This is a genomic window from Azospirillum sp. CT11-132 (assembly GCF_047302835.1).
In the GTDB taxonomy this organism is placed as follows: Bacteria; Pseudomonadota; Alphaproteobacteria; order Azospirillales; family Azospirillaceae; genus Azospirillum.
In genome coordinates, this window is sequence record NZ_JBGLZA010000009.1 from 559,293 (window position 1) to 575,458 (window position 16,166).

Consider the following 16,166-nt stretch of genomic DNA (forward strand, 5'->3'; position numbering starts at 1 on the left):
ATTGGTGCCGATGGCGGCGCTCTCTCAGGACCGGTCGGTGAGTTGTTTTTTCTCGTTGTCCGGACCGGCAAGGGACGGGGCGTCCTCCTTCAGGGCGACCCCCGTCAGCTTCAGCCGCGCCGCCTCGGTTGCGAGCCAGCACAGCTTGTCGGCGGCCGTCTGGATCGACAGGCCGTCGGCATGGATGTTGGAAATGCAGTTGCGTTCGGAATCGGCGCGGCCCGGCTTCGGGTCCCAGGTCAGATAGACCCCCAGCGACTCCGCGGCCGACAGGCCGGGCCGCTCGCCCACCAGCAGCGCCACCAGCCGGGCGCCCATGGCCGCCGCCACCTCGTCGCCCAGCGCCACCCGCGCCTGTTCGGCCAGCACCACCGGCCCGATGCGCAGAGACCCCAGCCGCGCGACGCAGGCATGGACCAGCGGCGCGGCATTGACCTGCACCGCAGCGGCCGACAGCCCGTCGGCGATCACGAACAGCAGGTCCCACTCCCCCGCCGGCAGCGCGGCGGCACTGGCCGGATCGAGCCGGCGGCCGAGATCGGGCCGGCGCAGATAGGTCGGCCGGTCGGAGGCCGCGCTGTGGACGCGGATGGTCTCCAGCGGCGACAGGTCGGCGGCCAGCCGGTCGAAATCGACGGCACTATGGACCGCGTCGCGGGCGCGGGCATGGGCGAGCTGGAACTCCAGCAGAGCCTTGGTCGGCAGGGCGTCGCCGCTGCGGCCGAGCGCGATGCGGGCGCGGGTGGCGCTGCGGAAGCGCGCCCATGGATCCTTGGGATTGTCGCTCATCAGGCCGCACTCCCCAGCAGGGCGGAGACGACCAGGCTCTGGTCGGGCCAGGGCGGCAGGCGGCGCTGCTCGTCGAGCCAGCCGGCCTTGTCCAGCCACGCTTCGAACTCCGGCGCCGGCGGGCGTTTCAGCAGATGCCGCAGCCCGAGCACGTCGTGGTACGACAGGCTCTGGTAATTCAGCATGACGTCGTCGGCGCCGGGCACCGCGATCAGGAAATTGACGCCCGCGGTCGCCAGCATCGTCATCAGGACGTCCATGTCGTCCTGGTCGGCCTCGGCATGGTTGGTGTAGCAGACGTCGCAGCCCATCGGCACGCCCAGCAGCTTGGCGCAGAAATGGTCTTCCAGCCCGGCCCGCGTGATCTGCTTGGCGTCGTAGAGATATTCGGGGCCGATGAAGCCGACCACCGTGTTGACCAGCAGCGGGTCGAAGGCGCGGGCGACGGCATAGGCGCGGGTTTCCACCGTCTGCTGGTCGACGCCGAAATGGGCGTCGGCCGACAGCGCCGATCCCTGCCCCGTCTCGAAATACATCACGTTGTCGCCGATGGTGCCGCGCTTCAGCGCCTTGGCCGCCTCCTGCGCCTCGGCCAGCAAGGACAGGCTGACGCCGAAGCCGCGGTTGGCCTTCTCGGTGCCGGCGATCGACTGGAACACCAGATCGACCGGCGCCCCGCGCTCCATCGCCTGCATCGTCGTGGTGACATGGGCCAGCACGCAGGACTGCACCGGAATATCGAAGCGGGTGCGCACGGCGTCCAGCATCTCCAAGAGCGCGATGCAGGCCGGCACATTGTCGGTCGCCGGGTTGATGCCGATCACCGCGTCGCCGATGCCGTAGAGCAGCCCGTCCAGCGTGGAGGCGGCGATGCCGGTCGGGTCGTCGGTCGGGTGGTTGGGCTGCAGCCGGCTCGACAGCCGCCCCGGCAGCCCGACCGTGGTGCGGAAACGGGTGACGACCGAGCATTTGGCGGCGACGCAGACCAGATCATGGTTCCGCATCAGCTTGGACACCGCCGCCACCATCTCCGGCGTCAGGCCGGGGGCGAGCGCCGTCAGCGCCGTGGTGTCGGCGTCATAGGACAGCAGCCAGTCGCGGAACTGCCCGACCGTCATGTGCGCCACCGGCCGGAAGGCCTCGGCGTCATGGTGGTCGATGATGAGGCGCGTCACCTCGTCGGTCTCATACGGGACCAGCGCCTCGGTCAGGAAGGTTTTCAGCGGCAGGTCGGCCAGCACCATGCGCGCCGCCACCCGCCGTTCGTCGCTGTCGGCGGCGATGCCCGCCAGCTCGTCCCCCGACCGCCGCGGCGAGGCGCAGGCCATCACCGCCTTCAGATCGTCGAAACGGTGGCGCTGCCGCCCCAGATCGCAATGGTACCCAGCCATGCCGGCCTCCCGCCCGTCTCATCACGGAAGGCAGAGTGGCACGGCGGACGCGGCGGGCAGTTGACCGTAGAACACAAAATGCGGGTCAGCCGCTTACCCTGCCCAGGATCCCCTCTCCCCCCCGGGGAGAGGGTTAGGGTGAGGGGGTCGCGTGGCGAGGATCTTCAAGAATCGCGCACTCTCCGCTCCCAGTTAATCGACGCAATGCATCCCCCTCACCCCGACCCTCTCCCCGGGGGGGAGAGGGGGATATGGGCGGGAGGAGTAACTGAAATGGAGGCGCCCCAGCCCAAGCGTGACCGTAAGCCGCGCAATCGGCTAGGCGGCCGAACCCAGAGCCCGGCCGTGCCGTTCCCTATCGCACCGCAGCGCGCCGCCCGTCACCGGACGCCGCGCGCCACAAGTAAGGAGACCGTCATGCTGACGCTGTTGCGCACCGCCGTCCTGGTCCTGCCGCTGGTCGCCGTGGCCGCCTGCCACAAGGACGGTCCGGCCGAGCGGGCCGGCGAGTCCATCGACAACGCCGGCCAGAGCGTCAAGGACGCCATCGACCCACCGGGTCCGGCGGAAAAGGCCGGCCGCGCCATCGACCGGGCGGTGAACTGACTCCCACCCCCGCTCAGCGAGCCGCGAAGTCCAGCCCGTCCGGCTGGACGCCCGACACCTCCAGCAGCAGTTTGCTGAGAATGGCGTCGGCGAAGGCGTCGAAGTCGCGGGCCGGCACCAGGAAGGCGCCGGGGCCGCCGATGACATGGTCGCGGTAATAGCCCTCCAGGTCGTTCGGCGCCGCGCCGCCCCAGGGGTTGGGCCGGTCGTTCAGGATCGGCAGCCCATTGATGGTGATGCCGCGGGCGACCGCGGCGTCGCGCGCCTCCTCCACCGGGCGGCCGCGGTTGTTCTCGCCGTCCCCGGAAATGTCGATGACCCGCCGCATGCCCTCGAACCCGTTGTTGTCGAACAGCGGAACGACGAAGTCGATGGCGGCGCTGATCGAGGTCCATTGCTCCGTCGTCATCGGCGCCTCCGCCACCATCGCCGCGAAGCGCTCGACGCTGGCCGGATCGCTCAGCTCGGTCCAGGCGACGACGATGTGCTGATAGCTTTCGCCCGACCATTCCACATAGGTGGCGCCGATCCGGCCGAAGGGGCCGCCGCGGATCGCCGCCTGCACCTTCGGGTTCAGCAGGGCCTGGACATAGCCGTTGCGCTGCAGCTTCGCCTCGTCCGGGTCGACGCTGCCGGACACGTCCACCGCCAGGACCAGTTCCAGGTCCACCGGCGTCTGCGCCGCGGCGGGAACCGCGGATAAGCACAAGCATAAAGGAGCGACGACAAGCAGGGAGGCGAGGAGGCAGGCACGGCTATGGGCCAAGAGACGGTATGCACGCATACGCACCCTCCTTCTCGCCACCGGTGTCCGGCCTGTCGCGCCGGACAAAGAGTCGCGCCGGACGAAGGATTGAGGATTGGTGTGCGAACGTTTCCTGTCCATGCCCCGCCGGGCTATTCCGGCAGTCGCGATTGGGCAGGGCGGGGTACTCCACGCCGCCCACCGGACTTGCGGGCCGGCGGCAACCCGCGGCGGTTCGGAGCTTCGCCCCGATAGGGAGGTGACAAACCGCCGATTGCCTGCATAGCTTACGCCTTAAGGGGTAGTCCGCAAGGCGACGCCTTCCCGTCCCTCCCCGTCCCCATCCATGTTCCGAGCAGCCATAGACGTGCCTTCCGCCCGCTCGCTCCCCTGCCATACCGCCGCACCGGTTCCGTCCCGATGGGCTGGCCGGCTGTCATGGTTGGCCGGCGCGGCGCTGGCGGCCGGCTGGACCGTCATGGCGGCGGCCCAGACCCTGCCCCCTCCGCTGCAGTCCGCCGGGCTGACCGTACCCGCTCCGCCCAAGCCGCAAGCCCCGGCCGGGCAGACTCCGGCTGGGCAGAAACCGGTTGGACAGACTCCGGCTGGGCGCCCCGCCGACGTTCCCGGCACCTGCGCCGATCACGAACCGGCGGGCCAGGCCGTCCTCGATGCCCTGTCCGGCGGGGACGAGGCATTCGCCGAACTGGCCCGCCGGTCGCCGGCGGACGCCTTCCGCTGTTCCAGCCTGTTCCCCGGCGAGGCGGCGCTGGCCGCGCTGCGCGGGGCGGCGACGCTGGCGCCCTTCGACGCGGTCGGAGCCGCGGACCAATTAATCGGCCGTCCCGGCGGCGCGGAGATCGTCGCCCTCGCGCTGGACCCCGGGCTGCTGTCGCGGGCGCTCGACACCGGGCTGCCCTTCTACGAAACGCGGCACGAACTGCGCAAACGCCTGGGCAAGCCCGAGCTGCGGGCGCTGGAGATCCAGGCGGCGAAGGCGCTGGCCGCCTCGCTCGCGCGCGATCCGGCCGCGATGGCGCCGAAGATCGGCGCGCTGCTCGACGACATGGTGGACGATCCGCCGGCCGACCGCTTCCACATCGCCATGGCGCTGTCGGCGGAGGATCTGTTCGGGCTGATCGCGCGGATCGGGCCGCAGCTCTACACCTCCTCGCTCGACGGGCTGGTTAACATCCTGCAAATCCAGCTCAAGCAAGAGCGGCGGAGCCTTCTCGACCTCGCGCGCGGCGAACGGACACGGCCGCTGTGGGCCGACTTCTTCGTGGCGACGGTCGGCGGCGGCCGGGCGGCCAGCCTGTTCGGCGCCAATCCCGCCACCGCGCGGGACCTGATGCGCGAGAGCCTGCGGGCTCTGCTGCCGGCCCGGGACGCGCCGGTGCCCGGAGCCGACGCCGCCATGGTGATCGGTGCGCTGGCCGACGCCATGGACCTGGACAACCGCGCCGTCCGCGCCGCCCTGGAGGACGAGCTGGCGGTCTGGTACCGCGGGACCGGCGAAACGCCGGCCCGGACCATGGCCGGACTTGCCGGCAGCCTGCATGCGACGCGCCTGTCGGGCCGCCCGGCCACCCCGGCTTTCGAGGCCGAACGGTTCCTCCAGCGCCATCCGCCGGCCGCCCTGCCCGTCCTGACCGGGCAGCGCCTGTTCCGCAACGGCATCAACGTCCAGCGGATGACCTTCTACGACGACCCGGACGGGCGGGCCTCCTTCCGCGGCTTCCTGCGGCAGCACCGTGCCCAGGGCTGGGCGCTCCACAGCCAGTCCGGCTTCACCGTCGCCGTCAGCCCGGACCGCCACGGGCGCCGGATCATCATCGTCGCCGACGAGCCCGGCGCCAGCGACGCCGGCCGCGCCGCCGCCTGGGACTGGATGGCGCGCGAAGGGCTGACCCCGTCCATCGTCATCCATCGCGGCCACAGCTATCACGAGGACTCCACCATGACGGAGATCGCGCCGGCCACGGCGCTGGTCTTCTGGGGGTCCTGCGGCGGGCATACACGGTTGCGCGCCACGCTGGAACGCGCGCCCGACGCACTGGTGCTGGCGACGCAGAACATCGGCGTGTCGACTGTCAACGAAGCCCTGCTGGGCATCATCGAAAACCGGCTGCTGGCGGACGGCGTCATCGACTGGAACGGGGTGTGGCGCGAGGCGCAGGGCCGCATTCGCGACCGCCGCTTCGCCTCCTACAAGCGGCCGGACCAGGATTCGGCGAACCTCGCCTTCCGTGCTTGGCAGGTGCGGGCGGCGACGCCCTGAGCCGGAACGGCCGGCCATCCTTGCCGCCGAGCATGGCTGTGTTTCGCCGGAGCCGCTTGCGGCGGAGCCGGACGCGTGCTGCTGTGGTGTGGCCGATTGTTGCCCACCCCCGGTATCCCCGTTCTTGAGGCTCCCAAATCATGATGTGGCAGACCCTCGCCTTCTTCTTCGCCACCGCCTTCGTGATCTCGGCGACGCCGGGGCCGAACATGCTGCTGGCGATGAGCCTCGGCCTGCGCTTCGGCGCCCGCCGTGCAGCATGGGGCGGCGCCGGCATGTGCGCGGCGCTGGCGGTGATGGCGGCGCTGTCGGCCTTCGGGCTGGGCGCCCTGCTCTCCACCTCCGTCCTGGCCTTCGAGATCGTGCGCTGGGCCGGCGTCGCCTATCTGACTTGGCTCGGCATCGCCGCATGGCTGGCGCCGGTGGAACAGCCCGGCGAGCGTGACGCCACGGCCGCCGCATCGGGGGAGGGCACGCCCGTCCGCCTGTTCCTGCGCGGCGCGCTGGTCGCCTTCAGCAATCCGAAGGCGCTGGTGTTCATGGGCGCCCTGTTCCCGCAGTTCATCGACGCCGCCGCGCCGCTGGCGCCGCAGCTGATGGCGCTGGTCGCCACCATGGTGGTGATCGAGTTCGGCTGGATCATGGCCTATGCCACCGGCGGCGACCGGCTGGCGGCGAAGCTGACCACCGTGTCGGCGGCCAAGTCGCTGAACCGTCTAACCGGCGGCCTGATGATCGGCGCCGGCGGCCTGCTGGCGCTCGCCCGCCGGGTCTGAGAGTCTGCAGGATTCTTCGCGCGATTATCGGTCGTCATCCCCGTGAAGGCGGGGAACCAGGAAGCTCTGCGCCTAAGCCACTGAAAAAGCGGGATTCCCGCCTTCGCGGGAATGACGGCCGAGAATTGTCTTTGATAGGGTCCAAAGTCTGCAGACTTTGATTCACCCCGGTCCTCCCGCTCAAAGAAAAAGGGCCGCGCAATCGCGCGGCCCTGAAGTTTAGGGAGGAAACGCCCCGAGAATGGGCAAGGCCAAGATATGCTGCGGCGCACACGAACTGGTATTACCAATGCTGAATGGTAGCCATGCGCCGCAGGAATGGGCCCATGCAGCAATATGCATTCTCAGCAATAGAGCGCGTCCCCGGTTACAAAAATTTCATGGAACCGCCGCGCCCCGGTCATCGCCCGCACCACTAATGCTTCGGTTCGCCGCCTCTGCCGAAAGGCTTAGCCCTTGTAGATGCGGCGGTGCGAAACATGCGGCCGAGGAACGGTGCGATGGCGATCCCAGTCCTGCGCAGCCTGACGCTGAAGCAGGCGATTCACGCGGTTCTCGCCGCCTTCGTCATCGGCCTGACCATCACCGCGGCCGAATTCGCCTGGACCGCCAGCCGTGAGCGGACCGTGGCCCTGGCCCAGGTGGCGGACGCCGTCGCCCTGGTCGAGGGGCCGGCCGCCAGCGCCGCCTGGCTGATCGACGCGGAGCTGGCCGGCCAGGTGCTGCAGGGCATCGTCCGCGCCAATGCCGCCTGGGCGGAGATCCGGCTGGGCGACGGCACCCTTCTCGCCCGTCGCGAACGCCCGCCCAGACCGGCGAGCCTTCTGGAGCGCGCGGCGACGGCGCTGCTCTTCATCGACCGGCCGGTGGTGACCCATGACCTGACGACCCCGGCGAGCGCGCCGAAGGTCGCGGACAGCCCCCGCATCGGCACGCTGATCGTCGGCATCGACACCGGGCGGGCGGCGTCGGGATTTCTCGCCTATGTCTCGGCGGCGCTGGTGGCGGGGACCCTGCGCAACCTGCTGATCGGGCTGGCGATGGCGGCGGTGTTCCACCGGCTGCTGACCCGGCCGCTGCTGCAGATCGGCCGGGCGGTGGCGCGGATCGACCCGGAAAAGCCCTATGGCCAGCCGCTGGCCGTGCCGCGCGGCCATGCCGACGACGAGCTTGGCTTCGTCATCGCCCGCTTCAACCACACCCTGACCCTGCTGGAACGCGAGCATGACGAGCTGCGGCGGCTGGCGACGCGCTGTCCGCTGACCGGGCTGGCGAACCGGGCGCTGCTGCTCGACCGGCTGGACCACGCCATCGAACTGGCGAACCGCGCGCGCGAACCGGACGCGGGCCGGCTGGCGGTGCTGTATGTCGACCTCGACCGCTTCAAGCGGGTCAACGACAGCCTCGGGCATGGCGTCGGCGACCTGCTGCTCTGCCGGGTGGCGGAGCGGCTGGGCGCCAGCGTGCGCCGCTGCGACACCGTCGGCCGGCTGGGCGGCGACGAGTTCCTGGTGGTGCTGGAGCGCGTCGCCGACCGCGACGAGGCCGCCATGGTGGCGCAACGGCTGCTCGACGGCCTGTCCTCCCTGCGCGAGGTGGGGGAGCATCGCGTCCACCTCACCGCCAGCATCGGCGTCGCCGTCCATCCCCTGCAGGGCAGCGGCGAGGCGCCCGACAGCATCGGCCTGATGCGGATGGCCGATTCGGCGATGCAGGCGGCCAAGACGGCGGGCGGCGACCGCTTCGTCTTCTACACCCGCGACATGACCGACCGCGCCGAGACCCGGCTGCGGCTGGAATCCGGCCTGCGCGAGGCGGTGGCGGCGCGGGCCTTCGAGTTGGTCTATCAGCCGAAGATCGAGGCGGCGAGCGGCCGGCTGACCGGCTTCGAGGCGCTGATCCGCTGGCGGCACGAGGGGGCGGCGATCTCCCCCGCCGACTTCATCCCGGTGGCCGAGGACACCGGCCTCATCATCGAGATCGGCCGCTGGGTGCTGGAGGAGGCCTGCCGCACCGCGACCCGCTGGGCGCTCGACCATGGTCCGGTGCCGGTGGCGGTCAACGTCTCCGCCCGCCAGCTCGCCGACCCCGGCTTCGCCCGGCTGGTCGAGCAGGTGCTGCAGCGCCACGGCACCCCGCCCCACCTGCTGGAGCTGGAGATCACCGAGACCGTCATCATGAAGGACGTGCGCCACCATCTGCCGACGCTGAACCGATTACGGGCGTTGGGGGTGCGCATCGCCATCGACGATTTCGGCACCGGCTATTCCTCGCTGGCCTATCTGCGCCAGCTGCCGGTCGATGTGCTGAAGATCGACCGCAGCTTCGTCAACGACCTGCCGCACGCCCCCGACATCGCCTCCACCGTCATCGCGCTGGCCCAACGGCTGTTGTTGTCCACCGTGGCGGAGGGTGTGGAGACCGCCGAACAGCGGCATTGGCTGGCGGAAGCCGGTTGCGACTGCCTGCAAGGCTTCCTGATCTCGCGCCCGCTGGCGGCCGAGGCGGCGGAAGCGATGGTGATGACCGCCTTCGCCCGCAACGAGGCGCTGCCCCTGACGGCATAAGGCCGCCGCGTGAGGCCGGAGTTTCGGTCAATGCGCGGCGGAGGTCCGGTCAAGACAGCCCGCCCCGGGGCGGTTATGGTCGCCTCCCTCGCGCCAACCGACCGACACCCATCATGACCGTCTCAGCCACCTTGCCTGATCGCCGATCCGTCAACCGCGCCACGCTGGTCGGCTTCACCGCCATCCTGCTGTGGGCGACGCTGGCCCCGCTGGCGACGCTGGCCTCCATGGTGCCGCCGTTCCAACTGGTGGCGACCTCCTTCCTGCTGGCCTTTCTGGTCGGCAGCGGCTGGACCGCGTCGCGCGGCGACAACCCCTTGCGCTATTTCCGCCAGCCGCCGGCGGCCTGGGCGCTGGGAGTCGGCGGGCTGTTCGGCTTCCACTTCCTCTATTTCATGGCCTTGCAGGCGGCGCCGCCGGTGGAGGCCAACCTGATCAACTACCTGTGGCCGCTGCTGATCGTGCTGTTCTCCGCCCTGCTGCCGGGGGAACGGCTGCGCTCCTGGCATGTCGGCGGCGCGCTCGCCGGATTGGCGGGCACGGTTCTGCTGATCGCGCGGGGCGGCAGCGGCAACTCCATGGGCGGATTCTCGATCGACCCGGCGCATCTGCCGGGCTATGCCGCTGCGCTGGCCAGCGCTGTCACCTGGGCCGGCTATTCGGTGCTGCGCCGCCGGCTCGGCCAGATCGGCGAGGCGCCGACCGACGCGGTCAGCGCCTTCTGCCTCGTCACCGCGATCCTGTCGCTGCTCTGCCATCTGGCGCTGGAACGCACGGTGTGGCCGGAGACCGCCGCCGGCTGGGGAGCGATGCTGCTGCTGGGGCTGGGACCGGTGGGGGCGGCCTTCTTCGTCTGGGATTATGGCGTGCGCCACGGCGACATCCGGGCACTGGGGGCACTGTCCTATCTGGCGCCGCTGCTGTCGACCCTGCTGCTCGTCCTGTTCGGCCTCGCCCCCAACTCCGGCATCATCTGGGTGTCCTGCGCCCTGATCGCCGGCGGGTCGCTGCTCGCCAGCAAGGACCTACTGCGGCGGAAGGATTAAGCCTCCACCCCCTGCGCCGCAGCCGCCACATCGTGACGGGCGCGGTCGGCGCCGGCCAGACCGTTGAAGTACCAGTTCAGCGCCACCGCGGTCAGGGTGCCGAGCAGGATGCCGCTGTGCAGCAGCGGCGACAGGACGGCCGGCATCTGCGAGAAGAACTTGTCCGACACCAGCGGGATCAGCCCGACGCCGACGCTGACCGCCACGACGATCAGGTTCTCGCGCCGGCTGGCGAAATCGACCTGCGCCAGGATCTTCACGCCGGTCGCCGCCACCATGCCGAACATCACCAGCCCGGCCCCGCCCAGCACGAAGGCCGGCACCGACGCCACCACATGGGCCAGCTTCGGCAGCAGCCCCAGCAAAAGCAGGATCAGCCCGCCCGCCGCGCAGACCCAGCGGCTGCGCACGCCCGTCACCCCGACCAGCCCGACATTCTGCGAGAAGGAGGTGTAGGGAAAGGTGTTGAAGACGCCGCCGATCAGCGTGCCCAGCCCGTCGGTGCGCAGGCCGCGGACCAGATCCTCCCGGCTCACCGGGCGGCCGACCATGTCGCCGACGGCCAGGAACATGCCGGTCGATTCGATCATCACCACGATCATCACCAGCGACATGGTCAGGATGGCGACCGGATCGAACACCGGCATGCCGAACTGGAAGGGCTGGACCGCCGCCACCCAGGGCGCCTCCGCCAGTCCTTTGAAGTCGACCATGCCCAGCGCCATCGCCAGCGCCATGCCGGCCACCAGCCCCAGCAGCACCGCAACGTTCCGCACGAACCCGCGGCCATGCTTCATCAGCGCCAGGATCACCAGCAGCACGAAGGCGGCGATACCCAGAAAGGCCGGATCGCCGAAGCGCGGGTTGCCGACCCCGCCGCCGGCCCAGCCCACCCCCACCCGCATCAGCGAGATGCCGATGATGGCGATGACGCTGCCGGTCACCACCGGCGGGAACAGCGGCAGCAACCGGCCGACCAGCGGCGCCGCCAGGATGGCGAAGATGCCGGACCCGATCACCGCGCCGTAAATTCCCAGCAGCCCCAGCGACGGGTTGGTCGCCATCGCCACCATCGGCCCGACGGCGGCGAAGGTGACGCCCATCATCACCGGCAGGCGGATGCCGAAGCGCCAGAAACCCACCGCCTGGATCAGCGTGACCACGCCGCAGGCGAACAGGTCGGCGTTGATCAGCATGGCGATCTGGTCCTTCGGCAGCTTCAGCGCCCCGCCGACGATCAGCGGCACCGCGATGGCCCCGGCATACATCACCAGCACATGCTGCAGTCCCAGCGCCAGCAGCCGCCAGGGCGGCAGGACCTCGTCGACGGGGTGGACGTCAGGAGTGATGGCGGCACGTGCCATGGCGGAAGCCTCGCTGTCCGGTGGATCGGCTTCGATCTGCATGGGCCGTGCCGCTCCGCCCCGTGGCGGATTCCAGTCCCGGCTTCGTCCGTCCCTGCACAATGTCTGGGCACACTCCGGCGCCTCCTGCCCGCGGAGGTGGCAAATCCCGCGCGGTTTTTTGCCGCGCCCAGCGGGAGACCCCAATGCTGACTGCTTTATTCTTTAACGATCGGTGCGTACAGTCGCAGTGGCCTACCCCTTTCGCGCAACCCAAAGCCGAGCGTCGCGATGAGCAAGTCGATCGAGGGTGTATCCAACTGGATGCACATGTTCCGCTGGATCGTGAAGCTGATCCGCGACGAATATGGGGTCGACGAGGCTCTGCTGACCCGCAATGCGACCCTGGAGACCGATATCCAGCTGTCGATCGACCAAGTCGAGCAGGTTCTGGAATACATCTCCGAAAGCTTCGCCATCCGCTTTCCCGAAGGGACGCTGGACGAACTGGTGAAGCTGGAGGAACTCTGTCTGCTGGCGAGCTGGATCAAGGGCTATTACAAACGCCCCGATTTCATCTCCGACGAGTTCGAAAACCGCTGCCGCAGCATCAACCAGATCGCAGCCTGACCATGACCGACCGGACCTCCCCCTATCCTCCCGGCTTTACGTGGGGCGTCTCCACCTCCGCCTACCAGATCGAGGGCGCTGCGGCCGAGGATGGGCGCGGCGCCAGCATCTGGGACGTCCGCTGCCGCACCCAGGGCGGGGTGGTGAACGGCGACACCGGCGACGTCGCCTGCGACCACTACCACCGCATGCCGGAGGATGTGGCGCTGATGAAGGGGCTGGGCGTCGACGCCTACCGTTTCTCGGTCTCCTGGCCCAGGGTGATGCCGCGCGGCAAGGGCGCGGTGAACGACGCCGGGCTGGACTTCTACGACCGGCTGATCGACCGGCTTCTGGAGTCCGGGATCGAGCCCTGGCTGTGCCTCTACCATTGGGACCTGCCGCAGGCCCTGCAGGAATTGGGCGGCTGGTCGTCCCGCGACTGCGCCGGCTGGTACGCCGATTATGCCGCGCTCTGCGCCCGGCGCTACGGCGACCGGGTGAAGCGCTGGATCACCTTCAACGAATTCTCGGTCTTCACCCTGTTCGGCTACGCCATCCCCTGGGCGGCGCCGGGAATCGTCGACCGGGCCCAGCATCTGCGCGCCATCCACCACGTCAACCTCGCCCATGGCGCCGGGGTGGACGTGCTGCGCGACATGGTGCCGGGGGCCTCCATCGGCGCCATCCACAACCGGCAGGTCGTGATCCCCGAGACCGACACGCCGGAGAACCGCGCCGCCGCCGCCCTGCTGGACGAGCATTGGAACCTCGTCTTCTGCGATCCGCAGATCCTGGGCCATTACCCGCCGCAGACCGCCGCCGCCATCGAGCCCTATGTCCAGCCCGGCGACATGGCGCGCATCGCCCGGCCGGTGGACTGGTTCGGGCTGAACCATTACGGCCCGATCTTCGCCAAGGCCGACCTGGCCCGGACCTGGGGCTATGGCTGGGGCGACGCGCCGCCCGATTCGCCGACCCACGGAGTCGGCTGGGCGATCTTCCCCGACGCCTTCCGGGACGAGCTGCTGACCATCCAGCGCCGCTACCGCCTGCCCATCGTGGTGACGGAGAACGGCTGCGGCGGCAGCGACACCGTCAGCCCCGACGGTGCCGTCCACGACCCGCACCGCATCAACTACCTGACCATCTACAACGCCGCGATGCGCGACGCGATGGCCCAGGGCGCCGACGTGCGCGGCTATTTCGTCTGGTCGCTGCTGGACAATTTCGAATGGGGCAGCGGCTATGGCCAACGCTTCGGCATCGTCCACGTCGACTTCCAGACCCTGGCCCGCACGCCGAAGGACTCGGCGCGCTGGTACGCGGAACTGATCCGGGCGGCGAAGGCGTAATCGAACCGCTTCGCATCAGAGCTCATCATAAGCTTCCCTGGACCGTCATTCCCGCGAAGGCGGGAATCCAGACGCTCCAAAGGCTCAGGCTCGAATCAGCCTGGATCCCCGCCTTCGCGGGGATGACGGCCGAGAAAAAGTGATAGAAACTCTCAAATCCTGAGGTAATTGACTGAGAGGTTCGACATGATCATCCGCCGCGAAGAACTTGAGGCCGGACATCCGAATCTGTCGGATGTCGTCGATGCCACCGCCGCTCCCTTCGCGCCCATTCATCCCGGAGAAATCCTGCGGGAGGAATTCCTGGAGCCCAAGGGCATTTCCGCCTACCGGCTCGCCAAGGACATCGGCGTTCCCCTGACCCGCATCACGGCGATTCTGGAGGGCAAGCGCGCCGTTACCGCCGACACCGCCTTGCGCCTATCGCGCTACTTCCGCATGTCCGAAGGGTTCTGGGCCAATCTCCAAGCCCATTACGACATCGAAGTCGCCAAGCGCGCGCTCGGCGACCGGCTCGATACCGAGGTGAAGGCGCTGGAGATCGCCTGACGGTCTTCCCTCCGATCAGCGCCGCCGCACCTCCGCGCAGACGCCCTCCGCCCCGTCCGGTGCCTTCACCCGCGCCGCCGCGTCGCGCAGAAGCAGGCTGTGGCCGGCGGGGACCGTCAGCGCCTCGCCGCCGTCCGGGATGACGGTCAACGTTCCGGCCAGCGCATGGACCAGCAGCACGTCGCCGGCCGCGCGATGGGCAGGACCTCCCGCCAGCAGGGTGAGCGTGCCGGTCGCCGACGCGCGGTCGAGCATCAGGTTCACGTCGCGGATCGGGCCGGCGGTCGGTTCGCACCAGACCGGCGCTTCGCCGCGGAAGGCGAAGGCGGGATTCAGGCGGCGGCGTTCGACCGGCGGGGCGCCATCGACAGAGAGGCGCATGCCGTCGCCCTCCACCACCGCGATCAACCGGTCATAGCCGGGAAAGGCGGAAAAGGGGCCGGGTTCGACCACGTCGGCGATGCTGACGCGCCAGACGAATCGCCCGTCGGGGGCCGGCTCCACCGCCAGTTCGGTGGTGACGCCGCCGCCATTCTTCCAGGGAACGCGGCGATGGTCGTCGGGGGTCAGGCGCGTGATGGACGGGTCTTTGGACTGCAAGGGTCTGCTCCGGAACGGATCGGCTCCGCCCGGTCATACCACAGCCGACAGCCCGGCTTCACACGAACAGGCTGAAGCTGCCCATCAGTTTCTGCGTGCCGGTCTGGCCGGTGGGGATGGAGTTCATGCTGCCGATGGCCTGATTCAGCCCGTCGAGCGTCGCCTGCTGACCGGTTGTGAGCGTCAGGCCGGTGTCGCCCTTGGCCGGCTGCTTGGCCACGGTGTCGTAGTCCTGGCTGTAATTGCCCATGACCAGCTGCATGGCGTAGTTCTTGGGGTCCTTGTCGGACTGGCCCTTGTCGCGGGTGACGCGCAGGGTGTAGTCGCCCTTGTCGACCGACAGATTGCCGGCCTGCAGCTTCTTGAAGGCGGTGTAGTTGTCGCCGGCCTTCGGGTCGCTGTCGGCCATCACCCGGCCAAGCCGGTTCATCAGCTGGACATGCACACCGTCGTCGCCGACCTGCCCCATGGTCAGCTCGCCCTTGGTGATGACCTTGAACTTGTAGAAATCGACCTTGTCGTTCGCGGCCAGCGTGCTGGCGACGTTCAGGCGGGTGGTGTTCTTGGAAATCACGCCGATGTCAGTGGCGCCGCCCGCGGTGGTCAGCGCCGACTTCTTCACCGTCTTGGAATATTCCTTGACGTCGCCGACAGCCTGGTTGCTCTGCGACTTCTTGATCGCCTCGACCGCATTGTTGATCGAGGCGTTGAGGCTGGACACCAGGGAGTTGACGCTTGAGAGAGCATCATCCGCCATGATCAGTCATCCTTCTTCCGATCCGATCTCCACGCCCGAAACCAAGTCCGAAAACCCGATCCGAACGCCGTTCGAGGAGCACCAAGCCACAAAACGGGGGGTACGGCCGGCTGAGCCGTAACCCGGACACGTCTGCCCTAAGGGAGTATACGACAACAGCCGGCGGAACATAGGCAGGATTCGTGATTTTTTTGGTCGAAAGTCCGGATGCGGGACCTGTACGCCACGGTCGGCGGCCCCATCCGGCTCAGGACCGCGGCTTTTCCCCCTTGTCCGGCAGCGACTCCGACCGGGTGCTTCCGGCCGCTGCGGCCAGGGCCGCCGGCTGCGGGGACGACTCGGCGGCCCCCGATGCGGCGGAGTCTTCAGCGATCGGGCAGTGGGGCGGCTGGGTGGGGCCGGTGACGACATCGAAATCGAACATGACAACCTCTCTCGGCTGGTGATGAAGCCGCCCGGGTCGCCCGTGTTCGGATTTTCAGGATGTGAGGCCCATCAAGGGCCGGGGTCACAAACACGAAAGCCGCCGCGGGTCGGTCCGGGCGGCTTCGGGAGTGAGCGACAGATGCGCGTTCCTAGGCCGCCGAACGAAACCAGCGGCCAAAATATCGGGAACGTCCAATGGACGTGATGGAAAGCGTCTGTTGCATGGGGCGACCATAGCGCGCGGTTGCCGCGATTCCAAGAAGGATTTTGGCAAAGGTATATCTGCCGGCGCGTGTGGGCGGCCGGCGCCACGAGGCCTAGAATTA

At 69.1% G+C, this 16,166-nt stretch carries 15 protein-coding genes; 8 read left to right on the plus strand and 7 right to left on the minus strand.

The features are described 5' to 3' along the window. Window positions 1-24 precede the first annotated feature (24 nt). Window positions 25-789: an ethanolamine ammonia-lyase subunit EutC gene (gene eutC, locus ACCD06_RS34280; RefSeq protein ID WP_413346927.1), complete on the minus strand. Its 765-nt coding sequence runs from the start codon at window positions 787-789 to the stop codon at window positions 25-27. Continuing rightward, complete coding sequence (locus ACCD06_RS34285) at window positions 789-2,180, minus strand: ethanolamine ammonia-lyase subunit EutB (protein WP_413346929.1); 1,392 nt, start codon at window positions 2,178-2,180, stop codon at window positions 789-791. The genes eutC and ACCD06_RS34285 overlap by 1 nt, the downstream gene beginning before the upstream one ends. A gap of 417 nt (window positions 2,181-2,597) precedes the next feature. Between ACCD06_RS34285 and ACCD06_RS34290 the strand changes: the two genes are divergently transcribed. After that, window positions 2,598-2,786 carry a hypothetical protein gene (locus tag ACCD06_RS34290; RefSeq protein ID WP_109076510.1) on the plus strand — a complete coding sequence of 63 codons (189 nt, stop codon included), beginning with the start codon at window positions 2,598-2,600 and terminating at the stop codon, window positions 2,784-2,786. A 13-nt stretch (window positions 2,787-2,799) separates the two neighbouring features. Here the strand turns inward: ACCD06_RS34290 and ACCD06_RS34295 are convergent, their stop codons facing one another. Next, complete coding sequence (locus ACCD06_RS34295) at window positions 2,800-3,456, minus strand: DUF1194 domain-containing protein (protein ID WP_348770447.1); 657 nt, start codon at window positions 3,454-3,456, stop codon at window positions 2,800-2,802. A 442-nt stretch (window positions 3,457-3,898) separates the two neighbouring features. Between ACCD06_RS34295 and ACCD06_RS34300 the strand changes: the two genes are divergently transcribed. The 4 genes from ACCD06_RS34300 to ACCD06_RS34315 all read left to right on the plus strand — a co-directional run bounded on the left by ACCD06_RS34300 (window position 3,899) and on the right by ACCD06_RS34315 (window position 10,201). Continuing rightward, entirely contained in the window at window positions 3,899-5,812 is a 1,914-nt protein-coding gene (locus ACCD06_RS34300) for a hypothetical protein (RefSeq protein ID WP_413346932.1), read from the plus strand. 140 nt (window positions 5,813-5,952) lie between these two features. After that, window positions 5,953-6,588 carry a LysE family translocator gene (locus ACCD06_RS34305; protein WP_136701228.1) on the plus strand — a complete coding sequence of 212 codons (636 nt, stop codon included), beginning with the start codon at window positions 5,953-5,955 and terminating at the stop codon, window positions 6,586-6,588. Between the two features lie 500 nt (window positions 6,589-7,088). Continuing rightward, on the plus strand, window positions 7,089-9,155 hold the full coding sequence (locus ACCD06_RS34310) for a putative bifunctional diguanylate cyclase/phosphodiesterase (protein WP_413346934.1): 2,067 nt from the start codon (window positions 7,089-7,091) through the stop codon (window positions 9,153-9,155). A 113-nt stretch (window positions 9,156-9,268) separates the two neighbouring features. Beyond that, window positions 9,269-10,201 (plus strand): DMT family transporter, encoded by a 933-nt coding sequence (locus ACCD06_RS34315; RefSeq protein WP_413346936.1) that lies wholly within the window; start codon window positions 9,269-9,271, stop codon window positions 10,199-10,201. Here the strand turns inward: ACCD06_RS34315 and ACCD06_RS34320 are convergent. Further along, window positions 10,198-11,607, minus strand: a complete 1,410-nt coding sequence (locus ACCD06_RS34320) for a nucleobase:cation symporter-2 family protein (RefSeq protein ID WP_413346938.1) — start codon at window positions 11,605-11,607, stop codon at window positions 10,198-10,200. The genes ACCD06_RS34315 and ACCD06_RS34320 overlap by 4 nt on opposite strands. Window positions 11,608-11,835: 228 nt before the next feature. Here ACCD06_RS34320 and ACCD06_RS34325 point away from each other — a divergent pair, with 228 nt between their 5' ends. From ACCD06_RS34325 to ACCD06_RS34335, 3 genes are all read left to right on the plus strand, one after another. Beyond that, window positions 11,836-12,174: an acyl carrier protein gene (locus tag ACCD06_RS34325; RefSeq protein WP_413346940.1), complete on the plus strand. Its 339-nt coding sequence runs from the start codon at window positions 11,836-11,838 to the stop codon at window positions 12,172-12,174. Between the two features lie 2 nt (window positions 12,175-12,176). Beyond that, complete coding sequence (locus tag ACCD06_RS34330) at window positions 12,177-13,508, plus strand: GH1 family beta-glucosidase (RefSeq protein ID WP_413346942.1); 1,332 nt, start codon at window positions 12,177-12,179, stop codon at window positions 13,506-13,508. 186 nt (window positions 13,509-13,694) lie between these two features. Beyond that, on the plus strand, window positions 13,695-14,057 hold the full coding sequence (locus ACCD06_RS34335; protein ID WP_413346944.1) for a HigA family addiction module antitoxin: 363 nt from the start codon (window positions 13,695-13,697) through the stop codon (window positions 14,055-14,057). Between the two features lie 15 nt (window positions 14,058-14,072). Here the strand turns inward: ACCD06_RS34335 and ACCD06_RS34340 are convergent, their stop codons facing one another. The 3 genes from ACCD06_RS34340 to ACCD06_RS34350 all read right to left on the minus strand — a co-directional run bounded on the left by ACCD06_RS34340 (window position 14,073) and on the right by ACCD06_RS34350 (window position 15,838). Continuing rightward, window positions 14,073-14,657 (minus strand): HutD family protein, encoded by a 585-nt coding sequence (locus tag ACCD06_RS34340; RefSeq protein ID WP_109076496.1) that lies wholly within the window; start codon window positions 14,655-14,657, stop codon window positions 14,073-14,075. Between the two features lie 58 nt (window positions 14,658-14,715). Next, window positions 14,716-15,414 (minus strand): hypothetical protein, encoded by a 699-nt coding sequence (locus ACCD06_RS34345; RefSeq protein ID WP_109076495.1) that lies wholly within the window; start codon window positions 15,412-15,414, stop codon window positions 14,716-14,718. Between the two features lie 247 nt (window positions 15,415-15,661). After that, window positions 15,662-15,838, minus strand: a complete 177-nt coding sequence (locus tag ACCD06_RS34350; RefSeq protein ID WP_158282034.1) for a hypothetical protein — start codon at window positions 15,836-15,838, stop codon at window positions 15,662-15,664. Between the last annotated feature and the right edge of the window lie 328 nt (window positions 15,839-16,166).